Consider the following 26,427-nt stretch of genomic DNA (forward strand, 5'->3'; position numbering starts at 1 on the left):
CAACAAGGTCGGCTCGGTCACCGGGATCGTCGGCGCCGCGGGCGGCCTCGGCGGATTCGTGCCACCGCTGGTGATGGGCGCCCTCTACGGCATGCTCGGATCCTACGCACTGGGCTTGGCCGCACTCGCCGTGGTGGCCACCGCCGCACTGACCTTCACCGCGACAGTCGTCCGCCGCGCCGCCGTGCGTGACTGATCCGTGTGGCGGCGTGCCACGTCGTCGCTTCGCGTTCTCCTCCTGCAGGTCGGCCACGTGAGCACCCAGCCGGAGTGGCCGGGACCATCGGCGCACTGGAAGGGACGTTGGGTCGTGTCGATGGCGTGGTCGCGCGCCCATCCTCGAACCGACCAAGCGCTTCGGCTTCGGGAGGATGTCATGACGAACACTCCGCAGAGACGTCCCGTTCATGTGGACCACAGCTGGTTGCTGGCGGCGTGGGGCGTGCCGATGGCCGTCGCAGTGGTGATCACGGTTGTCACGGCCGGGTTCGGCGTCATCGCCATTCCGGTGGCGCTCGTCATCGGTCTGGTCGCCACCGGGTTGCACCTCGGGGCGCGCGGCTGAGCGGACCCACCGCCGCTCGGCGGCGAGGCCCTGTGCCGACGGCATGCGGGCTCGGCTGATCCGCTTGCGGAACACAGCTGCGCGCGCAGCAGGAACCCGGCCCGGCCACGACCGCGGTGCCGCCGAGCAGCACGGTGGGCGCCGCCCGACGGCGTGCGTCAGACGCGCTTCGGACGGGCGCCGGACAGCCCGCACACCCAGCGCATGACGCGGTGTCCCGGGTCGGAGGCGGGCGGGTACATCAACGGGCAGCCGCCGTCGATGACGGTGATGCCGTGGCCGCGGCGGAACACTGCCCGGGCCGAAGGACCGGTTCAGCCACACCTGCCGGATCCGGAGTGCGGCGGGTACCGGGCACTCGCGGCGGCGAGGCGGTGGTCGGCCGGGTCGGCGCCGTCGAGGTGCGCGTTTCCGGGGCGACGTTCGGCATCGGGCGGTGGGCCGTTGGTCCTCGTCACAAGGGCGATGTGGCCCTGTCCCCAAGGGGCGGCGCGAGGGTTTTCTGGTTGTGCAACCTGGGACGAGGAGGCCGCCCGTGGACGAGACGACTGTCGCGTCGGTGATGACGAAGAACGTGGTGACCGCCGTGCCCGGGACGCCGTTCCGGGAGCTGGTCGCGATCATGACGGAGAAGTCGGTCAGCGCACTGCCGGTGGTCGACCAGCAAGGCCGGCCGATCGGCGTCGTGTCCGAGGCCGATGTCCTCGCCAAGCAGGAGTTCCACGGTGGCGGTGACGAACAACCGCGTCACGACCGTGCCGCTCGCGAACGGTGGTACCGCGCACAGGGCGGCAACGCCGCCGAGGTGATGACCACCCCGGTGCGGGCGGTGCACGCGGACGAGCCGGTGAGCGTCGCGGCTCGGCTGCTCGCGAAGGCCGGCATCAGGCGGCTGTTCGTCGTCGACTGGACCGGCAGGCTCGTCGGTGTGGTCGCGCGGCGCGACTTGCTGAAGGTGTACCTGAGCGAGGACGCCGAACTCCGCGCTCGGCTCGTGGAGATGCTCGTCGCTGTCGGCGTTCCCCAGGAGACCGTGAACGTGAGCGTCCACGCCGGCCTCGTGGCGTTGGACGGCGAGGTGTCCCGGCGTGGGCTCGCCGACACCGCCGTCCGGATGGTGCGGGCCGCCCCCGGTGTGGTCGGTGTCCGCAACAACCTCCGCTACCTGGTCGACGACGTGGTCCTCGGCGGGGAGCGCCCCGGTGTGTGGACCGGCTTCAGGCCATGAGTACCGAACCGAGAATTGGGAGACCGTGATGAAGGAACTCACCGTCGACGCCGTGATGACGAAGGAGGTCGTCACGGCACGGCCGGAGACCACGTTCAAGGAACTCGTCACGATGATGAGCGGGCACCGCGTGAGCGGGCTTCCGGTCGTGGACACGAAGGGCAAGCCGCTCGGTGTGGTGTCGGAGGCCGACACCCTGGTGAAGCAGGAGCTGCACGGTGGCGCCGCGAGCCGGCCGTGGCTGGGTCGCAGACGGCGGGCGCGCTGGCAGAAGGCGACGGGACGCGTCGCCGGTGACCTCATGACGGCGCCGCCGGTCACGATCGGCCCTGACGCGACCGTCACGGCCGCGGCCAGGACCATGGCGCACAAGAACATCCGCAGGCTGTGCGTCGTGGACGACGACGGCAAGCTCGTCGGCATCGTGTCCCGGCGGGACGTGATCGGCACCTTCATGCGTGACGACGACGCCATCCGCGCGGACATCGAGGAACACGTGTTCAAGAAGGGCATGTGGCTCTTCCCCGGAAGCCTGACCGTCGAGGTCGCCGAGGGGGTGGCCACCGTGGATGGTTCGGTGGAGCGCCGGACCACGGCTCTGGTGGCCGGGCAGCTGGTCCAGGCTGTCGCAGGTGTTGTCGCTGTCCAGAACAACGTCCGCTACGAGATGGACGACACGGTCACCAGCCCGCTCTAGATCACCGTCGGGACGGGACAGTGACGGAAGTCCCGGGACGGGAGGACCTGTCGCTCTGTGACCGCTCCGGCCGCCAGAGTTCGCTGAAGGTGTGGAACCGGCGGAGAGGAGAACGGAATGACGAGTCTGATGCCACGTTCCTTCGTGGTCCCGGAGTTCGTCCGGATGCTGGAGGGCGGTTGGCCGTTCGGTGACCACCACGCCGTCCGGATCGAGGACTACTACGAGGACGGGAAGTACGTGCTGCGCGCGGAGCTGCCCGGCATGGACCCGGACAAGGACATCCGGATCGCGTTGCAGGGCAACGAAATGACCGTTACGGCTGAGCGGACCGTCGAGACCCACGACAAGCGGCACAGTGAGTTCACGTACGGCCAGTTCGCCAGGACGGTCCGGCTGCCGGCCGGTGCGGTCCCCGACGAGATCGCCGCGACCTACGTGAACGGCATCCTCGAGGTGACCGTGCCGGTGAAGCCGGAGGACAAGGCGAAGCAGATCGAGGTGAAGATCGGCACGTGACCGTGGAACCGGGCGGCGGGACGATACCCGCTGCCCGGCGGTCTTCGCAGGAGGTTGACATGTCCACCACAGAAGTACGCGGACAGGTGCGTGAAGTCATGACGCGGGACGTGCTCGGCATCGTGCCGTCCGCGTCACTCGAGGTGGCGCTGCGCATGATGGTCGAGACGGGGGTGCACCACCTTCCCGTCGTCGACCGGCGACACTGCCTTGGTGTGGTACACGAGTCGGATGTGTTGTGGCGGCTGTGGTCCACGGCCGGAAGCCGCCCGCCGACGGTCGGTGCCGTGGTCAGGAACCCGTCGCTCGCCGTGCAGTTCGACGACTCCGTATGCGTCGCCGCACGTCGGATGGTCGAAGCCGGGACGGACGCCGCGCTGGTGCTCCAGGATGGCAGGCTGGTCGGGATCGTGACAGGAACCGATCTCTTGCGGCTGGTGGCCACGGACTAACCGGACAGGGCCGCCAGCGTGCGGACGCCGCTCGCGGTAAGCGCCGCCGGTGCGATCGAGCCCGCGGGCACCCCTGACGCCGGCTGGACCAGTCCGTTGCCGACGAGGTCGTTGGTGGTGGAGAAATCACACCACAAGCCGTCGACGCTCAGGTTCGTGGCGCGTGCGACCACGATCTGTCCCCGGCCGTCGGCGATCGCCCGCAGCATCGCCCGGTGCCGTGCGGTGAAGTTGTTCGTGGCCATGGGGATCACCTCGCTCGATGTGTGTTCCTTGTCACAAGCCTCCCGGACGGGTGCCAGACGGGGCAGAGGCCAACATCGTCACTTCCACACCACTCAAGGCCTTGGCGAAACGGCTGCGTTCGTATCCGGTGGGGTGGGACTTTCGGCCCCGATGAGGCGGACCGTCGTACCGGTGTGCGGTGGGGTGCCGTGTTGCTGCGATGGAGGCAGGAACGAAGACGAAGAGGTGACTGCCATGTCCGGCGCAGAAGAGCTTCGCGCGGCCAAGGAGTCGCGTGCCGACCTCGTCCGGCGGGCGAACCGGCCGGGTCTCGGCGACTCGGTGACACGCATGGTGAACGCCGCGGTCTACCGGGCGACCCACCAGCCGGTTCGCGACGAGAAACCCCCCACGACCCACCCCACTCCCACAGCGGAGGACACGGCACCGAAGGTTCTCGGTCCGGGCCTCGACGACGCCCTGCGGACCGCAGGCGCCCGGATCGCGGCTCTGGAGCAGAACGCGTTGCGGACACCCGACGGTGTCGTGCGCTACGTCGACATCGGTGGGGGCACGCCGGTGCTGTTGGTGCACGGGATCTTCGGTGGTGCGGACGCGGCGTTGCGGCAGCTTGCGCCGTTCGTTCCCGAGGGGTTCCGGATCATCGCACCGTCCCGCTTCGGGTACCTCGGGTCGGCGCTGCCCGCCGGGGCGAGCCCGGCCCGCCAGGCTGACGCGTTCGCGGCGTTGCTCGACCGGCTGGGCATCGAGAAGGCGGCGGTCATCGCCGCGTCCGCGGGGTCGACGTCCGCACTGCAGCTCGCGATCCGCCATCCCGAACGGGTGGCCGCGCTCGCGCTGGTGTCGCCGAACGGGCCGGGGTGCCAGCACGACCGGCCGCCGATGCCGCGCACCCTCGCGCGGGCGCTGTGGGGTTCGGAGCGGCTGATGTGGTTGCTGCGGCGGCGGTTCACCGCGCGGCTGCTGCGCATGATGGGTGTTCCCGAGGACCTCCCGCCCGGCGACGTCGCCCGTGTCGAGGCCGAGCTGGACGGGATCTTCCCCGTCACCGAACGCGTCCAGGGTGCGCTGTTCGACGCGTTCGTGTCCAACCCGGACATCAACCACGGCTACGAGTTCGCCCGGGTCGCCGCACCGGCCCTCGTCGTGCACGCCCGTGACGACGCGCTCGCGCCCTGCTGGGGCGCCATCGCACTCGCACAGTCGATCCCCGGCGCGCGGCTGCACGTCCTGGAGGACGGCGGCGGTCACCTGATGCTGGGCGAACACCCCGAGGTCGCCGCCGAGATCGGCGCCCTGCTGCGGTCCACCAGGTCCACACCGGACTGAATCAGGAGATGACGATGCCCAAGTACGTGTACGACTTCGCCGAAGGAAACCGGTTCATGGCGGACCTCCTCGGCGGCAAGGGGGCCAACCTCGCGGAGATGACCGTGATGGGCCTCCCAGTGCCGCCGGGGTTCACGATCACCACCGAGGCGTGCCGCGCCTATCTCGCCACCGGTGCCGCGCCCGAGGGCCTGGCCGCCGAGGTGGGCGAGCACCTGCACCGGCTCGAGCAGAGCATGGGCCGCAAGCTCGGCCAGGTCGACGAACCCCTGCTGGTGGCCGTGCGCTCGGGTGCCCGGTTCTCCATGCCGGGCATGATGGACACGGTCCTCGACATCGGGCTCACCGACGACTCGGTGGCGGGCCTCGCGGCGTGGTCCGGCGACGAGCGGCTCGCCTGGGACTCCTACCGGCGGCTCGTGCAGATGTTCGGCACGACCGTGCTGGGGGTGGACGGCGCGCACTTCGCCACCGCGTTGCGGGACGCGAAGCAGGCCAAGGGCGTCGACGGTGACCTCGGGCTCGACGCGGCCGACCTGCGTGCGCTGACCGCGACGTTCAAGGACATCGTCCGCGAGCACACGGGCCGGGACTTCCCACAGGACCCCCGTGAGCAGCTGGATCTCGCGATCGCGTCGGTCTTCGAGTCCTGGCACACCGACCGGGCGCGGACCTACCGGCGGGCCGAGCACATCCCCGAGGACCTCGGTACCGCGGTCAACGTGTGCGCGATGGTGTTCGGCAACCTCGGTGACGACTCCGGGACCGGGGTCGCGTTCACCAGGGACCCGGCGACGGGCGCGCCCGGCGTGTACGGGGACTACCTGCCGAACGCACAGGGCGAGGACGTGGTGGCCGGCATCCGCAACACGCTGCCCCTGCACCGGCTCGCCGACCTGCAGCCGAGGGCGTACGAGCAGCTGATGGACATCATGCGGACCCTCGAGGGGCACTACCGCGACCTGTGCGACATCGAGTTCACGATCGAGCGGCGCAAGCTGTGGATGCTCCAGACCCGCGTCGGCAAGCGAACCGCGGCCGCCGCCTTCCGCATCGCCGACGCGCTGCGGGAGGAAGGTCTGATCGACGCCGACGAGGCGCTGCGGCGGGTGACCGGTGCGCAGCTCGCGCAGCTGATGTTCCCCCGCTTCGGCGACACCGAGCGCCCTCCGATCGCGACCGGGGTCGCGGCGTCGCCGGGCGCCGCGGTCGGTGCGGTCGTGTTCGATTCGGCCACCGCGGTGCGGCGGGCCGAGGAAGGCGCGGCCGTGATCCTCGTGCGGCGGGAGACCAACCCCGACGACCTCGACGGGCTGATCCACGCGCGCGGCGTGCTCACGAGCAGGGGTGGCAAGACCTCACACGCGGCCGTCGTGGCCCGCGGGCTGGGCCGCACGTGTGTGTGCGGCGCCGAGTCGCTCACCATCGACACGCGGGCACGCCGGTTCACCACGGCCGACGGCACGGTCGTCGCGGAGGGCGACGTGATCTCCGTCGACGGCACGGCGGGCGCGGTGTACCTCGGCGAGCTGGACGTGGTGCCGTCCCCGGTCGTGGACTACTTCGAGGGCAGGCGCCCCGCGGAGCGGGACGACCTGCTGCGGGCGGTGGACCGGATCGTCCGGCACGCCGACCGCCGCGGCCGTCTCGAGGTGCGGGCCAACGCCGACACCCCGGAGGACGCGCACCGCGCCCGGCTACTCGGCGCGAAGGGCGTCGGTCTGTGCCGCACCGAGCACATGTTCCTCGGCGACCGCCGCGTGCTCGTCGAGCGGTTGATACTCGCCGCGGACGACGCCGCCAGGGAGGCCGCGCTCGCCGCGTTGCTCCCGCTGCAGCGCGCGGACTTCACCCGCATCCTCGAGGAGATGGACGGCCTGCCGGTCACCATCCGGCTGCTCGACCCGCCGCTGCACGAGTTCCTGCCCGACCGCACCGAGCTGACCGCGCGGGTCGCGGTCGCCAAGGCGCTGGGGGAGCCCAGCGCGCAGGAGGAGCTGCTGGCCGCGGTGGAGCGGCTGCACGAGCAGAACCCGATGCTCGGCACGCGCGGCGTGCGGCTTGGGCTCATCATCCCGGCGCTGTACGACCTGCAGGTCCGCGCGATCGCCGAGGCGGCGGTGGCCAGGGTGCGTGCCGGTGGGACCCCACGGGCGGAGATCATGATCCCGCTCGTCGGCGACGCCAGGGAGCTGGAGATCGTCGCCGGCCGCGCGCGGCGGGTGCTGGCGTCGGTCGCCGCCGAGTCCGGTGTGGACGCCCGCCACGAGATCGGCACGATGATCGAACTGCCGAGGGCCGCGCTCACCGCGGGCCGGATCGCGAAGACGGCGGAGTTCTTCTCCTTCGGCACCAACGACCTGACACAGACGGTGTGGGGCTTCTCCCGCGACGACGTCGAGGGCTCGTTCTTCCCGGTGTACCTGGCCGAGGGCGTGTTCCCGGCCTCGCCGTTCGAGACCATCGACCGCGACGGCGTCGGGACGCTGATCGACATCGCGGTATACGAGGGCAGGGCGACCCGGCCGGACATCGAGCTCGGGGTCTGCGGTGAGCACGGCGGCGATCCCGCGTCGATCAGGTTCTTCCACGAGGCCGGCCTCGACTACGTGTCCTGCTCGCCGTTCCGCGTGCCGGTCGCCCGGCTGGAGGCGGGCCGCGCCGCGGTCGGGGACACCACCACCGACAGCCGCTGAGCGGAGGGGGACAACGATGGGTGAACAGATCGTGGTCGGCGTCGACGGCTCGGCCTCCGCGGTGCACGCGGCGGGCTGGGCCGCCCGGGAGGCGGTTCGACGGGGTGCGGTCCTGCGGCTGGTGCACATCCGGCAGGTGCCGCTGCTGCTGCCCGCGGAGGACATGTACGCGGAGGAACTGAACTCGAAGGGCCGCGAATGGCTCGCGGCGGCCAGGACGGCCGCACTGGCGGCGGCACCGGAGGTCCGCGTCGTCACCGAGCTGGGCAGCGGCCAGCCCGCGCGGGAGCTGGTCGAGGAGACCGAACACGCCGCCCTCGTGGTGGTCGGGTCCCGTGGCCTCGGCGGCTTCCGCAGCCTGCTCCTCGGGTCCGTCGCCAACGCGCTCGCCGCGCACGCCCACTGCCCGGTGGTGGTGCTGCGGGCGCGCATGGTGGGCGGTCCGCCGCCGTTCGAGGGCCCGGTCGTGACCGGCGTGGACGGCGGCGGGACCGGCACGGAGGCGCTCGGGTTCGCGGCGGCCGCGGCCGCCGCACGCGGGGTGCCGCTCGTGCTGGTGCACACGTGGACGTACGAAGGGCTGCTGGCGGCGGGGCGGGTGCCCGCGGACATCGACTGGGACGCGATCGCCGCCGCGCGCACGCGGTCGTTCGACGAGGAACTGGACGCGGTGCGGGCGCGGTACCCTGCGGTCGAGGTGCGTGGCGCGCTCGTCCGCGGCCGCCCCGTGGACGGCATCCTCGAACAGGCCGAGCACGCACAGCTCGTCGTCGTCGGCGCACACGGCAGACACGGGCTGGTGCCGGGCGCCGTCGGTGCGACGACCTACGCCGTCCTCCACCACGCCACCTGCCCGGTCGCGGTCGTCGGCGAGAGGCGGAAGCCGTGATGCGTGTCTGGCGCACGGACCCACTCGGGATGACGCACGAGCCGGTCCCCGAACCCCGGGACGGGGAACTGCTGCTGCGGGTGCGCGCCTGTGGCGTGTGCCGGACGGATCTCCACGTGGCGGCCCGGGACCTGCCGGTCCACCGGCCGCACGTGGTGCCGGGGCACGAGGTCGTGGGCGAGGTCGTCGCGGGCACCGCCGACGTCCCGGCCGGTGCCCTGGTCGGCGTCGCGTGGTTGCGCGGCACGTGCGGCACCTGCCGCTACTGCACGCGTGGCGCGGAGAACCTGTGCCCCGCGTCGACCTACACGGGGTGGGACGCCGACGGCGGGTACGCGGACTACGCAACGGTGCCCGCCGAGTACGCCTACCGCCTGCCCGCCGGCTACTCCGACATCGAGCTGGCGCCCCTGCTGTGCGCGGGCATCATCGGCTACCGCGCGCTGTGCCGTGCGGACCTGCCGCCCGGTGGGCGGCTGGGCATCTACGGTTTCGGCGCGAGCGCCCACCTGACGTTGCAGATCGCGCTCACGCAGGGCGCCGTGGTGCACGTGCTGACCCGCGACGCCGCGGCCCGCCGCCTGGCCATGGAGCTGGGCGCGTCGTCGGCGGGCGGTGCCGACGAGGCGCCGCGGGAACCCCTGGACTCCGCGATCCTGTTCGCGCCGGCGGGGGAACTGGTGCCACCGGCGCTCGCCGCGCTGGACCGCGGCGGCACGCTCGCCATCGCGGGCATCCACCTGACGGACGTGCCGCCGCTCGACTACCAGCGGCACCTCTTCCGCGAACGCCAGCTGCGCAGCGTCACGGCCAACACGCGCGCGGACGGCCGGGCCTTCCTGGCGTTCGCCGAGCAGCACCGCCTGACCGTCGCGACCACGCAGTACCCGCTGGACCGGGCCGGCCAAGCCCTCTCCGACCTGGCGAACGACCGCGTCCACGGGGCCGCCGTGCTCATCCCGTGAACCGTCAGCGGCTGGGCTTGCTGCCCGGCAGGTAGAGGTAGGTCTCGTCGACCGGCCTGCGCTTCGACCGGGGGAGCGGCCCGGCCGAGGTCGGCACCCAGCCGACCCGCAGCACGAGCTGCGGGTGCGCGGTGCCACGCAGCACCTCGTCGCGGATCCGCACCCGGGTGTTCCTGACTTCCAGCGGCTGGGACAGCGGACAGGTGGCGAGGCCGAGGCTCGTCGCCGCCAGCAGCGCGGCGCTCGCCGCCTCACCGGCGCGCAGCCGGGCGACGTCGTCGTCGTCCTGCGTGGCGAGCACCAGCAGCTCTCCGCCGTCACCGCCGGGTCCGGTGTCCGGGTCGGCAAGGTTGCCGGCGGAGAACCTCCGCATCGGGGTGTCGCCGCGCATCGGCCCGGTGGCGGGTGCACTGGCGGCGAGCACACCGTCGTCGGACGCGGGCCTGCGGCCGCTCCACCTGGCCAGCTCCTCCTGGTACGACGGATCCGTCTCCTGCCACCACGCCGCCGCGGCGATCGCGGTGGTGACGACGCGCCGGTGGTCGGGGTCGGTCACCGGCACCAGGACACCGCCGGCCTCGGCGGCGTAGCGGACCATGAGGTCCAGGTGCCCGCTCGGCACCGGCCACGAGGTGAAGCCCCGCCGGTCGGTGTGGCGCTCCGGGATCGCCCTCGCGAGCGCCAGGTCCTCCTCCGCCGGTTCCGCCGGCGCCATCTCGATGGCGGCGAGGGTGTCGAGGTCGCCCCTGGGCAGCCGGTGCACCGTCGTGTGCCAGCCGCGTTCGGCGAGCGCGACCCGCAGGTGGTGCAGCGCCGCGCCACAGCTCACCAGCAGGTCGCGGCCGTCCGGGTCGGTGGCGGGCACGTGCCGGGACCAGTCCGCCATCAGGTGCACCGCGCCGTTGCCGATCAACCAGCGCCACGGCTGGGTGTTGTGCACCGACGGTGCGTGGTTGGCGAGCCGCAGCGCGTCCCGCAGCGTCCCGTCGTCCGGGGCCGCCGCGTTCATCGCGCCGTCTCCCGCCGCAGCGCGGAACGACGTGCCGTCAGCTCGTCCTCGTCGATCTCACCGCGGGCGAACCGCTCGTCGAGGATCTGCTCGGCGGTCCGGTCGACGTCGTGGCCACCGTCGTGGCCACCGTCGTGGCCACCGCCGCGGCCGAGCCTGCGCAGCACGAGGTACGCGATCGTCCCGAGCCCGCCCCAGAACAGGACCAGCGTCACGATCATCATCACGACGCCGAACCATCCCCATCCCCAGGCGTGGCCGTGGTCCCAGTACGGCATCTCGGCACCTCCTTCGTGGTGTGGTTCAACCGTCCCGCCGCGGTGCGCTCCCCGACAGGGACGCAGGTCGCGGACCGCGGGGACGAACGACCCCGGTGTCCACCGTGCGCGCGAGCTCGGCCAGGGTGCGCTCGATGGCGCCGGTGAGGATCGCGGCGTCGGGCATCGTGGCGAAGTCGGCGGTCACGCCGAACACGGCCTCGTCGCGGTACGTCATCACGGCCACGCCGAGCCGCAGGCGAACCGCGATCGGCACGTACGGCAGCAGCTCGAGCACGTCCCGGCCCAGCACGCGCAGCGGCGCGCGGGGGCCCGGCACGTTCGTCGTGACCGTGACGACGGCGCGCTGCGGCAACCGCGCGGCCAGCCGGATCGCGAGGGAGACCGGGCCGAACGGCTCGCGGGCCGCGAGTGCGGTGATGGCCCGGCCGGCTTCCGCCTCACCGGTCGCCTTCTCCCGCGCCAGCCGCCGGTGCACCTCCGCCAGCGCCTCGACCGGGTCCGCGATGTCGACCGGCAGGAACGGGAGCAGCAGCGAGATCCGGTTGTCGAGCTCGTCTCCGTCGCCGGCCGCCCGGACCGAGACCGGCACCAGTGTGCGCACGGCACGCGCGTCCGGTCGTTCGCCCCGGCTCAGCAGCAGTGTGCGCAGCCCGGCGCTGATCGCGGTCAGCACCACGTCGTTGACGGTGGTGCCGTGGGTCCGGGCGACCCGCGCGATGGCGGGCAGGGGAGCGCGGGCGACGTGGTAGCGGCGTGCAGCGCCGATGGGGCCGGAGAGCGACGACGGCGTCGTGGGCCGGATCGCGGTCGCGAGTTCGGCGACGCCGCGGATCAGCCGCGCCGGTGCACGCACCGTGTCGAGGACGGAACCGACCTGACCCGCGGCTTTCCGCGCGAGGTCGCCCACCGCGTCGAGCGCGAGGCCGACCGGGCCCGGCGCCCGTTCGGTGGCCGTGGGGACCGGAGCGGGGGTGTCGGCGAAGATGGCGTGGTAGAGCCGCGTGCCGGACACGCCGTCGGCCATGCAGTGGTGGAGCTTGGTCAGCACCGCCCACCGGTCGCCGGCGAGGCCTTCGATCACCCAGCACTCCCACAGCGGCCGGTCGCGGTCGAGCCGCTGGGACATGATGCGGGCGACGAGCCGGTGCAGTGCCTCGTCGTCGCCCGGCGCGGGCACCGCAGTGCGGCGGAAGTGGTAACCGATGTCGAAGTCCTGGTCGTCGGCCCACACCGGGGCCCCGAGATCGAACGGCACCCGCAGCACCCGCTGCCTGGCGCGCCGGATGGCGGCGAACCGGGGCCCGATCGCCGCGACGTACTCGTCCTGGCCGGGCACCGGACCGCTCAGGACGGCGACCGACGCGATCGCGAGCGACGCGTGCCGGTCGCTGTCCTCGAGGTCGAGGAACGCCGCGTCGAGCGGACTCAGCCGTTCCACAGTGGACTCACCGCTCGGCGGCGTCGTCGGCCCGCGGTGCGGGCTCGCGCTCGATCTCGATGTGCCACTCGTTCGCCAGCGCGGCGATCGCGCCGACCGCGGTCACGATCGGCGCCGCGACGGCCACGACCACACCCGCGGTCACGGGGATCTCGATGACGGTGTGCCCCGTGTCGTTCTTGATGATGATCCGGCGGACGTTGCCCTCGTGCACCAGTTCCTTCACCTTGTCGACGAGGGCCTGCCCGCGCAGGCGCACCTGCGTGCGCCGCGTCTCCTGTTCGACGGTCATCGTGCCGCTCCTTTCGTTGTCCACACAGTCATCGTGTGCCGTGGCCGACCGCCGCACGAGGGACGTTCGGTCCTGCCCGAGCGGCCAAGGACCCGCGGCCCGGGGACCTCCGGATCTGGGGGAGCGCGGCACCTGCCGGAAACATGACGTGTGGCATGACCAGCCGAGGTGGAGGAGTGACCATGACCAGCGCGTCACCTTCGGGCACGACACCGACGTGGACCCCAGGGGAGCGCGGCATCCTCAGGCTGGTCGCGGAGCTGGCGCCCTCGGTGCACAACACCATGCCGTGGCGGATCGTCTGCGCCGACCACACCCGCACCCTGTCGCTCCTGGAACGGCACGACCGGGCACTGCCCCACCACGACCCGCACGGCCGGGACCGCCTGATCTCCTGCGGCGCGGCGCTGACCAACGTGCGCCTCGCGCTCCGCGTGCTCGGATGGGTGCCCGAGATCCGCCTCCTGCCCGAGCCGGCCGCACCCGGCGAGGTCGCCAGGGTCGTGGTCCGCGACCGCGGCGAGCCCGGCGACGAGGACATCGCGCGCTACGCCGCCATGTCGTACCGCCGCAGCCACCGCGCGCCGTTCCTCGACACGCCCGTGGGGGACGCGGCACTGCGGCACCTCACCGCTCATGGTGTCGACGGAGTCGAGATCCGCCGCGTCGACGATGCTGCCGTGCTCGCGAAGCTGTTGTCCCACAGCGCCGCGGTGCTCCGTCTCGACAGCGCCTACCAGCGTGAGCTGAACGCGTGGACCGCGGACGACGAGCACCCCGTCGCGGGGGCGGGCGTGGCGGTGCTGCCTCGCCGGGACGCCGCGCTGCCGTGGGCGGGCCTGGTCCGGCGGTCCACCGCGGTCCCCGACCGCGCGATCCTCGCCGACCGGCTCGCGCGTGAGTGCCTGCTCCTGGTCGAGACGCCGGATGACGGCCCGCTCGACCACCTGCGTGCGGGCATGGCGATGGAGGAGATGTGGCTGGCCGCCATCGGTGCCGGGCTCGCGTGCGCGGTGCTGACCCAGCCGCTCCATGTGCCCGAGGTGCGGGCGGGTCTTGTCGAAGCGTTGTCGCTCAACGGTTTTCCCCAGGTTCTGTGCAGGCTCGGGTTTCCGAGTGCGTGAACCTCCGGTCTCGGTGGAGAAGAGGCAGTCATGGCAGGTGCGATGAGACCGCCGGTGGTGGTCGGCGTCGACGGTTCGGACTCCGCGCTGCGGGCGGTCGCGTGGGCGGCGGCGTATGCGGCCGCCCACGGGTTGCCGTTGCGGCTGGTCCACGTGTACCTCACCCCGGTCAGCCTGCCCAGCGGCGTGTTCGATCAGGGCGTCGCGCGCAGGGCGATGCGTGCGCAGGGACGCCGGTTGCTGCGTGACGCCCGCGTCGCCGCCACGGCGGCGGCTCCGGGTGTCCCGCTCGAGTTCGTGCTCACGCCCGCCCCGGTGGTGCCTGCTCTCGTCGGGGAAGCGGCCACGGCGCGGCTCCTCGTGCTCGGCACCCGTGGGCTCGGTGGTGTCGCGGGGCTGCTGCTCGGCTCCACCGCCGCGGCACTCGCAGGCCGCACGCCCTGCCCGCTGGTGGTGGTGCGTGGTGACGAGGGTGAGCCGACGCGGGGACCCGTCGTGGTCGGTGTGGACGGTACGCACGCGGGCGAGGCGGCCATCGCGTTCGCGTTCGCCGAGGCCGCCGCGGGCGACCGGCAGCTGGTCGCCGTGCACACGTGGACGGGTTCCACTGTGGACGCCATGCTGCTCGGGTACTCCGGTTCGCTGCCGGACTTCGAGCCGGAGCAGCGGGAGGCGTACGAGGTGCTGGCCGAGCGGCTCGCCGGGTGGCAGGAGAAGTACCCGGAGGTCCGGGTGACGCGCGAGGTCGTGCACGACCACCCGGCCACGGCGCTGCTGCGGTACGCAGAGGGGGCGGGACTGGTGGTGGTCGGGTCCCGGGGCCGCGGCGAGGTGCGCGGACTCGTGCTCGGCTCGACGGGCAGACACCTGCTGCACCACGCGCCGTGCCCGGTCGCGATCGTGCGGCCGGGTTGACAGGCGCGCATCGGCGCTCGCGATGGCGCGGGTCTGGCAGCACCGGTCAGCTGGAAGGCCAGGCACCCTGGGCAGCGGCCGGGTCGTCGAGTTCGAGCCGGAGGGCGAGATCGTGCTGTACGGCATTGGCGCACCGCTGCCGCGGATGCCTGAGCCGGCGGTGTCGGGGAGTGACTACTCGCGCGTGATTCACACTATCTATCCGAAGACCGCTATCAAGCCGATGCTTGCCAGGTTGCTGCACGCGGCAGCGGCGGTGATGATCGAGTACCCGTACTTCTTGCGAGAGGTGTAGTCCGACGCCGAACTCGCCAACATCCAGCTGTCGAGCGCGAACGCAGAGATGAGGGTCAACGTCAGTGTCGTGTGTGCCGCTACTGGTCGAGGTTTGCGGCCACAGAGAACCCTGTGACTCAATGAATGAACTCGCCACGAAGATCGCCGCGGTTCTCGTCCCGCTGCTGAACAGAGGCACCGACTTGGAGACAACCGAGCCCTCCGGACCCCAGGCGGGGACGCGCAGTGATCTGCGGAGTCCGTTCAGGGTGCTGCAGCTGTGTCTCCAAACGCGGTGATGGGGAGCGGAGCCGGCCGGCTCCGCTCCCCATCACGACGTGTCCGCTCAGGGACGGGTGATGTCGATCGCCATCGGGTCCGGGATGTGGCCGTGTGTGTCGTCGCGGCGGTAGTCCATCGACACGGCGACGTCGACCACGCCGTCGATGTGCCTCGTCATGTCCTCGACCAGGCCGAGCTGGCTCTTCAGCTCGAGCTGACCGGTGAGAGTGACCTCGCCGTCGTGGACGTTCACGGACACCGTGGCCGGGTTGACCGCGATGCCGAGGCCGCGTTCGAAGACGCGCTCGACGATGTCGTCGCGGATGTCTTCGTCCTTGCGGAGGAACACGGTCAGGACGTCCTTGCGGCTGACGATGCCGACGAGCTTGCCGTCGGCGTCGACGACCGGGAGCCGTTTCACGTTGTGCCGGGTCATCAGCCGCGCGGCGCCCGCGACCGTGGCGCCCTCGGTCACGGTGATCGCCGGCGCGGTCATCAGCGTGCCCGCCGTCGTGGCGACCGCGCGCCGCAGGTGCCGCCGCCCGCTCCACCAGCTCGCCAGCGAGCGCGCGAACTCCATCTCCTGGGTCTCCTGCTTGATCAGCAGGTCCGCCTCGGACACGACACCCAGCACGTGGCCGTCGCGGTCCACGACCGGCACCGCGCTCACGTCCCGGCTGGACAGCGCGCGGACGACGTCCTTGAACGGCGTCCCCTCCCGCACCGTCACGACGTCGGTGCTCATCACGTTCCTGACTTTCCGGTGGCTCATCGCTACCTCCTCTGCCACCAGGGTGCGGCCGTGGTGGCCCTCCGCGCTGCGGACGGACGGCCCGGCGAGCAGGGACCTTCGTCGCGACATCGTCGTTGCTTCCGGCTCTGATCACAGCCGGTCCGCGCGGGGAGGCTGGTGTCAGGAACCCGTGAGGGAGGCCGCTGATGAGTGTCACGACCGGAGTGCGGGCACTGCTCGCGGACGGCCGGATCGTCGTGATCCGGACGGTCGACGTGACCGACGCACCCGACGTGCTCGCACTCCACACCCGATTGTCCGAACACGACCGCTATCTGCGGTTCTTCGGCAGCGGCAAGAGCATCCTCGACACCATTACCCGCCGGATCGCGCGCCCTGCCGACGACGCGCACGCCGCGGTCGGCGCCTGGCTCGGCGAGAAGCTGGTCGGTGTGGCGCACTACGAGCGGGTGCTGGGCAGCCCGACCGCCGAGGTCGCCCTCGTGGTGGACGGTGCGGTGCAGGCCCGCGGCCTCGGCACACTCCTGCTGGAGCACCTCGCGTCCCTGGCCCGGCGGCACGGCGTCACCCGGTTCGTGGCCGAGGTCCTCGCGGAGAACCAGCGGATGATCAAGGTGTTCGCGGACACCGGCCTGCCGTATCGGATGTCGCGTCTCGGGCCGGAGCGGAACGTGGAGATCCGGCTGACCGAGAACGAGACGTTCGCCGCCGCGGTCGACGAACGCGACCGGGTCGCCGACGTCGCCAGCCTCGCGAACGTGCTGCGCCCGTCGTCGATCGTCGTGGTCGGCGCGGGCAGGCGACCGGGATCGGTCGGGCACGCCGTGCTGCGGAACCTCCTCGGCGGCGGGTACCGCGGGAAACTGGCCGCGGTCAACCCGCACGCCGAGGAGATCGCGGGTGTGCCCTGCGCGCCCTCGGTCGCCGAACTGACCGAGGTGCCCGACCTGGCCGTGGTGTGCGTGCCCGCGGCGTCGGTGCCCGACGCCGTCGAGGAGTGCGGCCGGGCAGGCGTGCCCGCCGTCGTCGTGATCTCCGCCGGGCTGTCCGGCACGGACCTCGCGGCCCGCGTCGTGGCATCGGTGCGCAGGCACGGCATGCGCCTGGTCGGACCGAACTGCGTCGGCGTGGCCAACACGGCGAACGGCATGAACGCGACCTTCATCCGCGGCGCCGTTCCCCGTGGCGACGTGGGCATCGTGACCCAGTCCGGCGGGGTCGGCATCGCGGTCGTCGAACTGCTCCGCAAGCTCGGGCTCGGCGTCTCGACCATGGTGTCGACCGGCGACAAGTACGACATCAGCGGCAACGACATGCTGCTGTGGTGGCGGCACGACCCGGACACCGCGGCCGCGGTGCTGTACCTGGAGTCGTTCGGCAACCCGCGCAAGTTCAGCCGCCTGGCGCGCGGGCTGGCGCGGAGCACCCCGGTCATCGCCGTGCGCTCCGCGGAGAGCGACGTCGCCCAGCGGGCCGCCGCCTCGCACACCGCCGCGGCCGCGACTCCCGCGGTCACCAGGGACGCCCTGTTCGAGCAGGCCGGCGTGATCGCGGTCGACACCGTCAGCGAGGTCACCGACGTGCTCGCCGCGCTGGCGTGGCAACCGCTGCCGGCGGGCAACCGGGTCGCGATCCTGTCCAACGCGGGTGGCGCCGGCGTGCTCGCCGCCGACGCGTGCGTCCACAACGGACTCCTCGTGCCACGGCTCGCCGCGTCAACCCGCGCCGCGCTCGCCGCGTTGCTACCGGCCCAGGCGAGCCTCGACAACCCCGTCGACACCACGGCCGCCGTCGACGACACCACGTTCGCCGCCTGTCTCGAGGTGCTGCTCGCCGACGGGAGTATCGACGCGGTGCTCGCCGCGGGTGTGCCGACGGCCATCGCGGACCCGGTCACGGCGGCACCCGCCATCGCCCGGGAGCGCCGCAAGACCGTGCTGGTCGCCCGGCCCGGGCAGCTGGCGTCGGTGACCGGGCTCGGCGACGAACGGGACCCGGCACCCGCCACGGCGAGCTACGCCGACCCCGCTGCGGCCGCCGCGGCACTGGGGCGGATCGCCACGTACGCGCGGTGGCGCGAGCGGCCGGCAGGCAGCCTCGCCGAGCCGGACGGCGCCCGGCTCATCGAGGCGCGGGCACTGGTGCGGGAGTTCCTGCGTGCCGAGCCGCACGGTGGCTGGCTCGCCCCCGCCACCACGATGCGGCTGCTCACCCTGTTCGGCATCCCGGCGGTGCCGTCGATCCAGGCCGGTGACGTCGACGAGGCCGCCGCGGCCTTCCGCGAGCTGGGCGGGCCGGTGGCGGTGAAGGTGATCGCGGCCGGCGTGCTGCACAAGGCCAGAGCAGGCGGGGTCGAGTTGAACGTGGCGACCGAGACCGCGCTGCGGTCGGTGTGGGCCGGTTTCCACGACCGCTTCGGTGACGCCATGCAGGGTGTCCTGCTCCAGCCGATGGCTGAACCGGGCCGCGAACTGATCGTCGGCGTCGACTCCGACGAGACCTTCGGACCGCTGGTGGTGTTCGGGCTCGGCGGCACCGACACCGACCTCATCGCCGACCGCGCCGCCCGGCTGTCCCCGCTGTCCGAGTCGGACGCGGAGCAGATGGTGCGCGGGCTGCGTTCATCGTCCCTGCTGTTCGGCGGCGACCATCCACTGCCCACCGATGGCGTGGCCGACGTGCTCGTCCGGACCAGCACACTCGCCGACGTCATCCCCGAGGTCACCGAACTCGACCTCAACCCGGTCGTCGTGCGTGCGGACGGCTGCCAGGTGCTCGACGCCCGCATGCGGATCGCGCCCCGCGAACCCGCCGACCCCTTCCTGCGCAGGTTGCGTTCCTGACCAGCCTCCGGTGAGCAACGGCACACGTTGCCTGATTGCATAATTCTGCAACTAGGCAGATAGTGAACCCCGAGTTCGTCGAAGGGGTGGGCATGCCGGTTCCGCTGTACGTCGCGAAGGCGGAGTTCTTCAAAATGCTGGGGCATCCGGTGCGCATCCGGGTGCTGGAGCTGTTGCAGGACGGGCCGAAGCCGGTCCGGGACCTGCTCGCCGAGATCGACGTCGAGGCGCCGAACCTGTCCCAACAGCTCGCCGTGCTGCGGCGTTCGGGCATCGTGACTGCGCACCGGGAAGGCGCGACGGTGGTCTACGCGCTGGCCGGTGGCGACGTCGCCGATCTCATGCGTGCTGCCCGGCGGATCCTGACCGAGGTGCTGGCCGGGCAGAACCAGTTGCTCGACGAGCTGCGCGACGCCGAGGCGAGCACTCGGTGACGTCCGTGCCCCGAACCCGGGCCGCGTCCCGGGTGCTGTCGCTGCTGCCCGCCCGCGCTGACCTCGTCGCGATCCGCCGCCATCCCCGGCGGGACCTGCTCGCCGGGCTGACCGTGGCGGTGGTCGCGCTGCCGCTCGCACTGGGTTTCGGGGTGTCCTCGGGGCTCGGTGCGGCGGCCGGGCTCGCGACGGCGGTGGTCGCCGGCGCGGTGGCCGCCGCGTTCGGCGGGTCGAACCTGCAGGTGTCGGGCCCCACGGGGGCGATGACGGTGGTGCTCGTCCCGATCGTGGCCACCCACGGGGCCGGGGGAGTGCTGACCGTCGGGCTGCTCGCCGGCCTGCTGCTGGTGGTGCTGGCCGTGGCGGGGGCGGGCCGGTACATGCGGTACGTGCCCGCGCCCGTGGTGGAGGGGTTCACGGTCGGCATCGCCTGTGTCATCGCGCTACAGCAGGTCCCGAACGCGCTCGGCGTCGCGGCGGGTGGCGAGTCGCACGTGGTCGTCGCCGCCTGGCACGCGGTGCTGGGGTTCGCGCAGACGCCGAACTGGCAGGCCGTCGGCCTCGCGGTGGGCGTCGCCGCGGTGATGCTCGTGGGGGTGCGGCGGTGGCCGACCGTCCCGTTCTCGATCGTCGCCGTCGTCGTCGCGACCGTCGTCGCCGCCGTCGCGGACCTCGACCACGCCGTCCCGATCGGACAGTTGCCCGCCGGGCTGCCGGCCCCGTCACTGGGATTCCTCGACCTGTCGGCGATCGTGTCGCTGCTGCCGTCCGCGGTCGCCGTCGCGGCACTCGCCGCGCTGGAGTCGCTGCTGTCGGCCTCGGTCGCCGACGGGATGACGGTCGGCCGTCGGCACGACCCGGACCGGGAACTGTTCGGGCAGGGGCTCGCGAACATCGCGGCACCGCTCTTCGGTGGGGTGCCGGCCACCGGGGCGATCGCGCGCACCGCAGTCAACGTGCGCAGCGGCGCCGGATCGCGGCTCGCCGCGTTCACCCACGCAGGCGTGCTCGCGGTCATCGTCTACACCGCGGCGCCGCTGGTGTCCCGGATCCCGCTCGCCGCGCTGGCGGGCGTCCTGCTCGCCACCGCGATCCGCATGGTGGACGTGCCGGGACTCCGCGCGATGGCCCGCGCGACCCGTGCCGACGCGGTCGTACTGGTGCTGACTGCCATCGCGACCGTCGCGATGGACCTGGTCTACGCGGTGGTCCTGGGACTGCTCGTGGCGGGGGTGCTCGCGCTGCGGGCAGTCGCGAAGCAGGCCCGCCTCGACCAGGTCGACCTCGCCGACGACCTGCCGGACGCCACCGGCGACGAGGAACACGCGCTGCTGGCCGAGCACATCGTGGCCTACCGCATCGACGGACCGCTGTTCTTCGCCGCGGCGCACCGGTTCCTGCACGAACTCACCGACGTCGCCGACGTCTCCGTGCTCATCCTCCGCATGTCCCGGATCGTGACGATCGACGCGAGCGGCGCGCTGGTGCTGAAGGACATCATCGAGACCGTCCAGCGGCGAGGCATCACGGTCTATCTGTCCGGCATCCGCGACGGGCACCACCAGCCGCTCGAGGCGCTCGACGTCATCACCCGCCTCGCCGAGGACGGGCACGTGTTCGCCACGACACCCGAGGCCATCGCCGCGGCACGCCACCACCTCCACGCCAGTGGCGCACTCGCCGACCGGCCTGGACGGTGACATCCGGCGCGCTATTCGGATCGTCGTCGGTGATGCCGGCCCGCAAGACCGGTCCCGAGCATGGCGCTGCCGGCCACCGTCGGGCGGTGGCCGGCGAGCACCGGTGTCGTCGTCAGCGCAGCCACGGGTTCCTCTCGACGATGCCGAGCTTCGCCCACTGCTTCCCGAGACCCCAGGTGACCCCGGCGGCGCTGATGGCCAACCAGATCATCACGAGGGCGTACAGGATGTGGTAGTCGAGGACCGGGTTGGTCGACATGGTGGGTTCGCCGCTGTCGGTGAAGCGGTCCAGCGGCCATTCGGCCGCCCACATCAGCAGCATCATCACGGTGCCCGCCACGGCGGCGACCCGCAGGCCGATGCCGAGCACGAGGGCGAGTCCGATGCCGGCGAGGCCGAGCATGAACAGCCAGTCGGCCCACCATGCGCCTGCCCAGCCGCGGAACATGGCCGCGAAGGGACCGTGGTCGATGTTGCCGAGGAAGCCCTGGGTGGGCGAGCCGCCGTTGATCCAGGCACGCTCGGCCGGGGTGGCGTAGCCGAACCCGAACAACTTGTCCAGGAACGCCCAGACGAACACCAGTCCGGTGGCGATCCGGACCACGGCCACGAACCGGCCCGCGGCCCGCGGCTCGGTCGCCCCGTCGGCCGTCTGCACCGGGATGTTCCTGTGCTCCGGACGGTTCTTGATGGTCATCGCTGCCTCCTCTTCCGTTTGTCTCGAACACAGTCTCGGGCGGCGCGTCGCCCGCGCTCTGGAGTCGTTGGTCCCTCGTCGGGAATCTTTGGTCCCCGTGGCGACGGGAGCCCCGTGGCGCCCGATGGAACGCCGTCGAGGTCCGGGTGGTGGCGTTCGCGTGGAACGACCTGGCGCACCGGCCCCAGGAAGCCGTCAACCGCAAACCGCTGTGTGCGCCGGCCATCGCGGTGAACTTCGTGGGACCGATCACGCGTACAGTCCAACGCGTCCATCCGGGCTCTCCCCGTACAGGGTCTCTGTCGATCCACGGGTACCGGAGGGCGGTCCGCATGGGTCCTTGCCGAGCGGGCGGAAACCGCGGGACCAAAAACTCCCCGGGGCAAGGTCTGTCAGTCCAGGGCTGATGGTGTCACGGCTTGTGGGGCGACGTTCACAGCCCCGCGGGTGGGAACCCGAGGCGAGGCGGGGGCGACGATGGAGAAGGACATCGTGCTCGCGATCGACGCACCGGAAACGAATGCCGCCACGCTTCCTGCCCACACAGGACGTCATCGCACAGGTCGGGGGTGGACACGGACACTGACTGTCCACACCGGAAATCACGGAAACTGCCGCGGATGACAAGGTGCCCGCGGACGGGCGGCTGGTCGAGGTCGACGAGCCAGTGCTCACCGGTGGACTGCCGCGCGCCGTGGCGGTCGCCGAAGCGCTCACGGCGGTGGTGGCGCTCGCGGTCGGCGCGATCTCGACGCCGCCCGCACATGGCCGAAGGTCCCGTGTGGGTGAGGACCTCTCACGGGACCTTCGGCCGCGCCGTCGTTGCCTCCGCCTCTGATCGTGAACGCCACGCCCGGCGAAGCTCGTGGCAGAAGGCAGAACGTTCGAGGAGGCATGTGATGAAGGCAGCTGTCGTGACCGCGTTCGACCGGCCGCTGGAGGTCGTGGAGCGTGGGGTGCCCATGCCCGGCGACGACCAGGTGCTGGTTCGGATCGAGGCGAGCGGCTTGTGCCACACCGACATCCACGCGGCGCGTGGTGACTGGCCCGTGAAGCCCACCCCGCCGTTCGTGCCGGGCCACGAGGGCGTCGGCATCGTCGAGGAGGCCGGCGCGCGGGTCACCGGCGTGGCCCTGGGTGACCGGGTGGCCATCCCCTGGCTCGGCCACGCCTGCGGGCGCTGCCAGTACTGTGTGGATGGCCGGGAGACCCTGTGCGAGTCGCAGGTCAACACCGGCTACGGCGTCGACGGCGCCCACGCGGAGTACGCCGTGGCGCATGCCGACCACGTCGTGCCCGTGCCCGACGCCGTCAGCTCCCTGGACGCCGCGCCGCTGACCTGTGCGGGTGTCACCACCTACAAGGCGATCAAGGTGTCCGGCCTGCGGCCTGCCGAGCGTGCCGCGATCTTCGGCATCGGTGGGCTCGGGCACCTCGCGCTGCAGTACGCGCGGATCTTCGGCGCCGAGACCGTCGCGGTGGACGTCACCGACGCCAAGTTGCGCCTGGCCACCGAGCTCGGCGCGGACCACACCGTCAACGCCGCCGAGACCGACCCGGTCGCCGCGATCCGCGAGCTGGGCGGCGCCGACGTGGCCGTTGTGCTCGCCGCGACCCCGGTCGTGCTCGAGCAGGCGCACGCCTCGCTGCGCCGCGGTGGCCGGCTGGTGCTGGTGTCGCTGCCCAAGGACAACGTGATGCGGCTGCCCGTGTTCGAGACCGTTCTCGGCGGCATCTCCGTCATCGGGTCCATCGTCGGCACCCGCGTCGACCTCGCCGAGGTCTTCCGCCTGCACGCCGCCGGCCGGACCAGGGTGGACCTCGAGGTCCGCAAGCTCGACGAGATCAACCACGCGATCGACGACGTCCTAGCCGGGCGTGTGACCGCGAGAGTGGTGTTCCAGCCGTGACCACGACCGGCCACCACCGCGGTGGCCGGTGCCGGCACCTCCTCCACCACGCGCTCGCTGTAGCGGCACCACGCCCGACGGGCATCGTGCCTGACGTCGGAGGCGCCAGTGGATACGCTGGGCGACGACCGCAGCCGTCGACGCGCTCCCGGGTGCGGGCTCGAGAGCGGAGTGAGGCATGCCGGACAGCAGGAGACAGCGACCGTCGGTGTCGCTGGCCGGTCTGCGGCTCGACGAGCTGCTGGACGAGCTGCAGGACCGGCTGACCGAGATCGGCAAGACCCGTGACCGGCTGCAGGGCCTGCTCGACGCCGTGGTCGCGGTGGGTGCGGGCCTGGAACTGGCCGGGACGCTGCAGCGGATCGTGCAGACGGCGGTGGAGCTGGTCGACGCCCGCTACGGTGCGCTCGGCGTGCTGAGCGACGTCGAGGGTCTCTCGGAGTTCGTCTACGTCGGCATCGACCCGGCGACGCGGGCTCGGATGGGGCACCTGCCGGAGGGCAAGGGCCTGTTGGGACATCTGATCGAGCACCCGTTCCCGATCCGCCTCGCTGATCTGGCCGAGCATCCGTCGTCGGTGGGGTTCCCGGCGAACCACCCGCCGATGCGCAGCTTCATGGGCACGCCGGTGCGGGTGCGGGACGAGGTGTTCGGCAATCTCTACCTCACCGAGAAGAAGGGCGAGGCGGAGTTCAACGACGACGACGTGGTCGTGTTGGAGGCGCTGGCCGCGGCCGCGGGCGTGGCCGTGGAGAACGCCCGCCTGTTCGAACAGGCGCGGTTGCGAGAACGGTGGCAGCAGGCCTCCGGCGAGGTCAACGCACTGTTGCTCGGGGGCGGGTCCATCGAGGACGCGCTGGCTCTGATCACGCGGCGGACCTGCGAGCTGTCCGGGTCCGACAGCGCCCTGATCCTCCTGGCCGACGAGGCCGGGCAGATGCTGACCGTCCGGTCCGGCGCGGGCAGGCGCGGGGAGGAGATGGTCGGCCGCCGCGTCTCCGCCGCCACCCCCGCACTCGCCGCGGTCATCACCGACGGCCGGCCCATGATGTACGCGGACTTCGCGCAAGCGCTGGGGACGGAGCCCGACATGTTCGGCGGCTTCGGTCCCGCCGACGCCGTGCCCTTCGGCTCGGCGACCGGGATCACCGGGCTGCTGCTCGCACTGCGGAACAAGGATGACCACCCGTTCAGCCAGGACCAGCTGCCCATGCTCGCCTCCTTCGCCGCGCAGGCCGCGCTCGCACTGGAACTCGCCGACAAGCAACACCAGCAACGCATGCTCGACCTGCTCGCCGACCGCGACCGCATCGCGAACGACCTGCACGACCACGTCATCCAACGCCTGTTCGCGGCCGGGATGAGCCTGCAGGCCATCGTCGGCCGTATCAGCGACGGCGAGGCACGGGGCCGCGTCAGCCGGGTGGTGACCCAGCTGGACGAGACGATGCGGGAGATCCGCACGTCGATCTTCGACCTGCACACCGCGGGTGAGGAAAATCCGACCAGCCTGCGGCGGCGCATGCTCGACCTGGTCGCGGAGGCCAGCGCGACCACGGACATGTCCCCGGCGGTGCGTATCTCGGGCGCGGTCGACACACGTGTCCCACCGGACATCGCCGAGCACGCCCTCGCGACCCTCCGCGAAGGCGTGAGCAACGCGATCCGGCACTCCCGCGCCTCCGACATCGTGGTCACGGTCGAGGCGGACGCGGACCTGGTCGTCGGCGTGACCGACAACGGTGTGGGCCTGCCACCGGACGTGGCTCGCAGCGGCCTGCTCAACCTCGAACGCCGGGCACAGGAGTGCGGCGGGACCATCAGCGTCTCTCCGAACCCCGACGGCGGTACCCGCCTGGTCTGGCGGGTGCCACTGCCCGGCGTCCTCTGACGGTCGGGCTACTGCTCGCGCGTGCTCTTCTTGAGCTCGGCGGCCAGGACGGCGGCCTGGGTGCGGCGTTGCATGCCCAGCTTGTTGAGCAGGTGGGAGACGTAGTTCTTGATGGTCTTCTCGGCCAGGAAGAGGCGTTCCCCGATCTGGCGGTTGGTCAGCCCTTCTCCGATGAGGTCGAACACCGCGCGTTCCTGCTCGGTGAGCTGGTTGAGCGGGTTCTGGGTCTCGCGTTCGCGGCGGATGCGGTTCATGAGCGCGGCGGTGGTCTTCGGGTCGAGCAGGGAGCCGCCGGCGCCGACGGTGCGGATGGCGTTGACGAGGTCGAGGCCGAGTACCTGCTTGAGCACGAACCCGGACGCGCCGGCCATGATCGCGTCGAACAGGGCGTCGTCGTCGGCGTAGGACGTCAGCATCAGGCAGTTCAGGTCCGGCAGTTGCGACTTGAGATCGCGGCACAGCTCGATGCCGTTGCCGTCAGGCATCCGCACGTCCAGCACCGCGACGTCCGGCTTGACCTGGGGTACCCGGGCCAAGGCTTCGGCAACGCCGGACGCTTCACCGACGACTTCCAGGTCCTCGGCGGTACCGATGAGGTCGGCGATGCCGCGCCGCACGATCTCGTGGTCGTCGACCAACATGACCCGAACCGCCACCACTGCCTCCTTGGCTGAATCTCGTCGTCGCACCCACGGTATGCCCCGTGACAACCCGTCGCCGCGGCGAGTGGTCATCGATCACCAGGGACCAAAGTCCCTACAGCACCGACCGCACCTGCCGGGCGATCTCCACGTCCTCCCTGGCGGGCACGACGAGCGTCCTGACCTCTGCGCCGGCCGCGGTGATGTCGAGATCGCCCGCCGCGTTCGACCCGGGGTCCACGGCGACGCCGAGGAAGGCGAGGCCTGCCGCGGCCTCCGCCCGGACCACCGGCTGGTGCTCGCCGACGCCGCCGGTGAACACCAGCACGTCGAGGCCGTTGATGGCCGCCGCCA

26 protein-coding genes and 2 pseudogenes are annotated in these 26,427 nt (G+C 72.0%); 18 read left to right on the top strand and 10 right to left on the bottom strand.

Annotation, left to right across the window (positions count from 1 at the left end; translation table 11 throughout):
* Together ACYQ77_RS44595 and ACYQ77_RS44600 are read left to right on the top strand one after the other, a co-directional pair.
* Window positions 1-196 (top strand): annotated as a pseudogene (locus tag ACYQ77_RS44595) (MFS transporter); the annotation flags it as partial.
* A gap of 180 nt (window positions 197-376) precedes the next feature.
* Window positions 377-565: a hypothetical protein gene (locus ACYQ77_RS44600; protein ID WP_459723597.1), complete on the top strand. Its 189-nt coding sequence runs from the start codon at window positions 377-379 to the stop codon at window positions 563-565.
* A gap of 158 nt (window positions 566-723) precedes the next feature.
* On the opposite strand, the gene ACYQ77_RS44605 is transcribed toward ACYQ77_RS44600, so the two are convergent.
* Window positions 724-858: a hypothetical protein gene (locus ACYQ77_RS44605; protein WP_459723598.1), complete on the bottom strand. Its 135-nt coding sequence runs from the start codon at window positions 856-858 to the stop codon at window positions 724-726.
* A gap of 242 nt (window positions 859-1,100) precedes the next feature.
* Here ACYQ77_RS44605 and ACYQ77_RS44610 point away from each other — a divergent pair, with 242 nt between their 5' ends.
* The 4 genes from ACYQ77_RS44610 to ACYQ77_RS44625 all read left to right on the top strand — a co-directional run bounded on the left by ACYQ77_RS44610 (window position 1,101) and on the right by ACYQ77_RS44625 (window position 3,461).
* Complete coding sequence (locus tag ACYQ77_RS44610; protein ID WP_459723600.1) at window positions 1,101-1,793, top strand: CBS domain-containing protein; 693 nt, start codon at window positions 1,101-1,103, stop codon at window positions 1,791-1,793.
* A gap of 28 nt (window positions 1,794-1,821) precedes the next feature.
* Window positions 1,822-2,490, top strand: coding sequence for a CBS domain-containing protein (locus ACYQ77_RS44615; protein WP_459723603.1), 669 nt, complete (start codon window positions 1,822-1,824; stop codon window positions 2,488-2,490).
* Window positions 2,491-2,607: 117 nt separating this feature from the next.
* Complete coding sequence (locus tag ACYQ77_RS44620) at window positions 2,608-3,009, top strand: Hsp20/alpha crystallin family protein (RefSeq protein WP_459723605.1); 402 nt, start codon at window positions 2,608-2,610, stop codon at window positions 3,007-3,009.
* A 59-nt stretch (window positions 3,010-3,068) separates the two neighbouring features.
* Window positions 3,069-3,461: a CBS domain-containing protein gene (locus ACYQ77_RS44625; RefSeq protein WP_459723607.1), complete on the top strand. Its 393-nt coding sequence runs from the start codon at window positions 3,069-3,071 to the stop codon at window positions 3,459-3,461.
* Here ACYQ77_RS44625 and ACYQ77_RS44630 read toward each other — a convergent pair.
* The gene (locus ACYQ77_RS44630; RefSeq protein WP_459723608.1) at window positions 3,458-3,706 is read right to left on the bottom strand and encodes a hypothetical protein; all 249 of its coding nucleotides are present in this window, start codon (window positions 3,704-3,706) and stop codon (window positions 3,458-3,460) included. The genes ACYQ77_RS44625 and ACYQ77_RS44630 overlap by 4 nt on opposite strands.
* Before the next feature lie 235 nt (window positions 3,707-3,941).
* On the opposite strand from ACYQ77_RS44630, the gene ACYQ77_RS44635 reads away from it, so the two are divergent.
* Genes ACYQ77_RS44635 through ACYQ77_RS44650 form a run of 4 tightly spaced genes read left to right on the top strand, consistent with a single transcriptional unit; the run spans window position 3,942 to window position 9,586 of the window.
* Window positions 3,942-5,036: an alpha/beta fold hydrolase gene (locus ACYQ77_RS44635; protein ID WP_459723610.1), complete on the top strand. Its 1,095-nt coding sequence runs from the start codon at window positions 3,942-3,944 to the stop codon at window positions 5,034-5,036.
* Between the two features lie 14 nt (window positions 5,037-5,050).
* Window positions 5,051-7,732: a pyruvate, phosphate dikinase gene (gene ppdK / locus ACYQ77_RS44640; RefSeq protein WP_459723611.1), complete on the top strand. Its 2,682-nt coding sequence runs from the start codon at window positions 5,051-5,053 to the stop codon at window positions 7,730-7,732.
* 16 nt (window positions 7,733-7,748) lie between these two features.
* Entirely contained in the window at window positions 7,749-8,621 is an 873-nt protein-coding gene (locus tag ACYQ77_RS44645; protein WP_459723613.1) for a universal stress protein, read from the top strand.
* Window positions 8,621-9,586 carry a zinc-binding alcohol dehydrogenase family protein gene (locus ACYQ77_RS44650; RefSeq protein ID WP_459723615.1) on the top strand — a complete coding sequence of 322 codons (966 nt, stop codon included), beginning with the start codon at window positions 8,621-8,623 and terminating at the stop codon, window positions 9,584-9,586. Before ACYQ77_RS44645 ends, ACYQ77_RS44650 begins: the two co-directional genes overlap by 1 nt.
* A 4-nt stretch (window positions 9,587-9,590) precedes the next feature.
* Here the strand turns inward: ACYQ77_RS44650 and ACYQ77_RS44655 are convergent, their stop codons facing one another.
* Genes ACYQ77_RS44655 through ACYQ77_RS44670 form a run of 4 tightly spaced genes read right to left on the bottom strand, consistent with a single transcriptional unit; the run spans window position 9,591 to window position 12,606 of the window.
* Window positions 9,591-10,595 carry an Acg family FMN-binding oxidoreductase gene (locus ACYQ77_RS44655; protein WP_459723617.1) on the bottom strand — a complete coding sequence of 335 codons (1,005 nt, stop codon included), beginning with the start codon at window positions 10,593-10,595 and terminating at the stop codon, window positions 9,591-9,593.
* Window positions 10,592-10,873 carry an SHOCT domain-containing protein gene (locus ACYQ77_RS44660; protein WP_459723619.1) on the bottom strand — a complete coding sequence of 94 codons (282 nt, stop codon included), beginning with the start codon at window positions 10,871-10,873 and terminating at the stop codon, window positions 10,592-10,594. Before ACYQ77_RS44660 ends, ACYQ77_RS44655 begins: the two co-directional genes overlap by 4 nt.
* 25 nt (window positions 10,874-10,898) lie before the next feature.
* Window positions 10,899-12,314 (bottom strand): WS/DGAT/MGAT family O-acyltransferase, encoded by a 1,416-nt coding sequence (locus ACYQ77_RS44665; RefSeq protein ID WP_459723620.1) that lies wholly within the window; start codon window positions 12,312-12,314, stop codon window positions 10,899-10,901.
* 7 nt (window positions 12,315-12,321) lie between these two features.
* Complete coding sequence (locus ACYQ77_RS44670) at window positions 12,322-12,606, bottom strand: DUF4342 domain-containing protein (RefSeq protein WP_459723622.1); 285 nt, start codon at window positions 12,604-12,606, stop codon at window positions 12,322-12,324.
* 182 nt (window positions 12,607-12,788) lie between these two features.
* On the opposite strand from ACYQ77_RS44670, the gene ACYQ77_RS44675 reads away from it, so the two are divergent.
* Genes ACYQ77_RS44675 through ACYQ77_RS44685 form a run of 3 tightly spaced genes read left to right on the top strand, consistent with a single transcriptional unit; the run spans window position 12,789 to window position 14,940 of the window.
* The gene (locus ACYQ77_RS44675; RefSeq protein ID WP_459723624.1) at window positions 12,789-13,730 is read left to right on the top strand and encodes an Acg family FMN-binding oxidoreductase; all 942 of its coding nucleotides are present in this window, start codon (window positions 12,789-12,791) and stop codon (window positions 13,728-13,730) included.
* 30 nt (window positions 13,731-13,760) lie between these two features.
* Window positions 13,761-14,645 carry a universal stress protein gene (locus ACYQ77_RS44680; RefSeq protein WP_459723626.1) on the top strand — a complete coding sequence of 295 codons (885 nt, stop codon included), beginning with the start codon at window positions 13,761-13,763 and terminating at the stop codon, window positions 14,643-14,645.
* Between the two features lie 22 nt (window positions 14,646-14,667).
* Window positions 14,668-14,940 carry a hypothetical protein gene (locus tag ACYQ77_RS44685; RefSeq protein WP_459723628.1) on the top strand — a complete coding sequence of 91 codons (273 nt, stop codon included), beginning with the start codon at window positions 14,668-14,670 and terminating at the stop codon, window positions 14,938-14,940.
* A gap of 327 nt (window positions 14,941-15,267) precedes the next feature.
* Here ACYQ77_RS44685 and ACYQ77_RS44690 read toward each other — a convergent pair whose 3' ends face one another.
* Window positions 15,268-15,975 (bottom strand): CBS domain-containing protein, encoded by a 708-nt coding sequence (locus ACYQ77_RS44690; protein ID WP_459723630.1) that lies wholly within the window; start codon window positions 15,973-15,975, stop codon window positions 15,268-15,270.
* A 167-nt stretch (window positions 15,976-16,142) separates the two neighbouring features.
* On the opposite strand from ACYQ77_RS44690, the gene ACYQ77_RS44695 reads away from it, so the two are divergent.
* From ACYQ77_RS44695 to ACYQ77_RS44705, 3 genes are all read left to right on the top strand, one after another.
* Entirely contained in the window at window positions 16,143-18,800 is a 2,658-nt protein-coding gene (locus tag ACYQ77_RS44695; protein WP_459723632.1) for a bifunctional acetate--CoA ligase family protein/GNAT family N-acetyltransferase, read from the top strand.
* A 92-nt stretch (window positions 18,801-18,892) separates the two neighbouring features.
* Window positions 18,893-19,234 (top strand): ArsR/SmtB family transcription factor, encoded by a 342-nt coding sequence (locus ACYQ77_RS44700; protein WP_459723634.1) that lies wholly within the window; start codon window positions 18,893-18,895, stop codon window positions 19,232-19,234.
* Between the two features lie 5 nt (window positions 19,235-19,239).
* A complete protein-coding gene (locus ACYQ77_RS44705) occupies window positions 19,240-20,934 on the top strand; it encodes a SulP family inorganic anion transporter (RefSeq protein ID WP_459723636.1) in 1,695 nt (564 codons plus the stop codon).
* A gap of 112 nt (window positions 20,935-21,046) precedes the next feature.
* On the opposite strand, the gene ACYQ77_RS44710 is transcribed toward ACYQ77_RS44705, so the two are convergent.
* Window positions 21,047-21,631, bottom strand: a complete 585-nt coding sequence (locus ACYQ77_RS44710; protein ID WP_459723637.1) for a DoxX family membrane protein — start codon at window positions 21,629-21,631, stop codon at window positions 21,047-21,049.
* Between the two features lie 899 nt (window positions 21,632-22,530).
* Here ACYQ77_RS44710 and ACYQ77_RS44715 point away from each other — a divergent pair.
* Both ACYQ77_RS44715 and ACYQ77_RS44720 read left to right on the top strand, forming a co-directional pair.
* Window positions 22,531-23,541, top strand: coding sequence for a zinc-dependent alcohol dehydrogenase (locus tag ACYQ77_RS44715; RefSeq protein ID WP_459723639.1), 1,011 nt, complete (start codon window positions 22,531-22,533; stop codon window positions 23,539-23,541).
* Between the two features lie 178 nt (window positions 23,542-23,719).
* Complete coding sequence (locus ACYQ77_RS44720) at window positions 23,720-25,432, top strand: GAF domain-containing sensor histidine kinase (RefSeq protein WP_459723641.1); 1,713 nt, start codon at window positions 23,720-23,722, stop codon at window positions 25,430-25,432.
* An 8-nt stretch (window positions 25,433-25,440) separates the two neighbouring features.
* Here the strand turns inward: ACYQ77_RS44720 and ACYQ77_RS44725 are convergent, their stop codons facing one another.
* Both ACYQ77_RS44725 and ACYQ77_RS44730 read right to left on the bottom strand, forming a co-directional pair.
* A complete protein-coding gene (locus ACYQ77_RS44725; protein ID WP_459723643.1) occupies window positions 25,441-26,088 on the bottom strand; it encodes a response regulator in 648 nt (215 codons plus the stop codon).
* Window positions 26,089-26,188: 100 nt separating this feature from the next.
* Window positions 26,189-26,427 (bottom strand): annotated as a pseudogene (locus ACYQ77_RS44730) (acetate/propionate family kinase); the annotation flags it as partial.

Source organism: Actinophytocola sp. KF-1, from assembly GCF_054661535.1.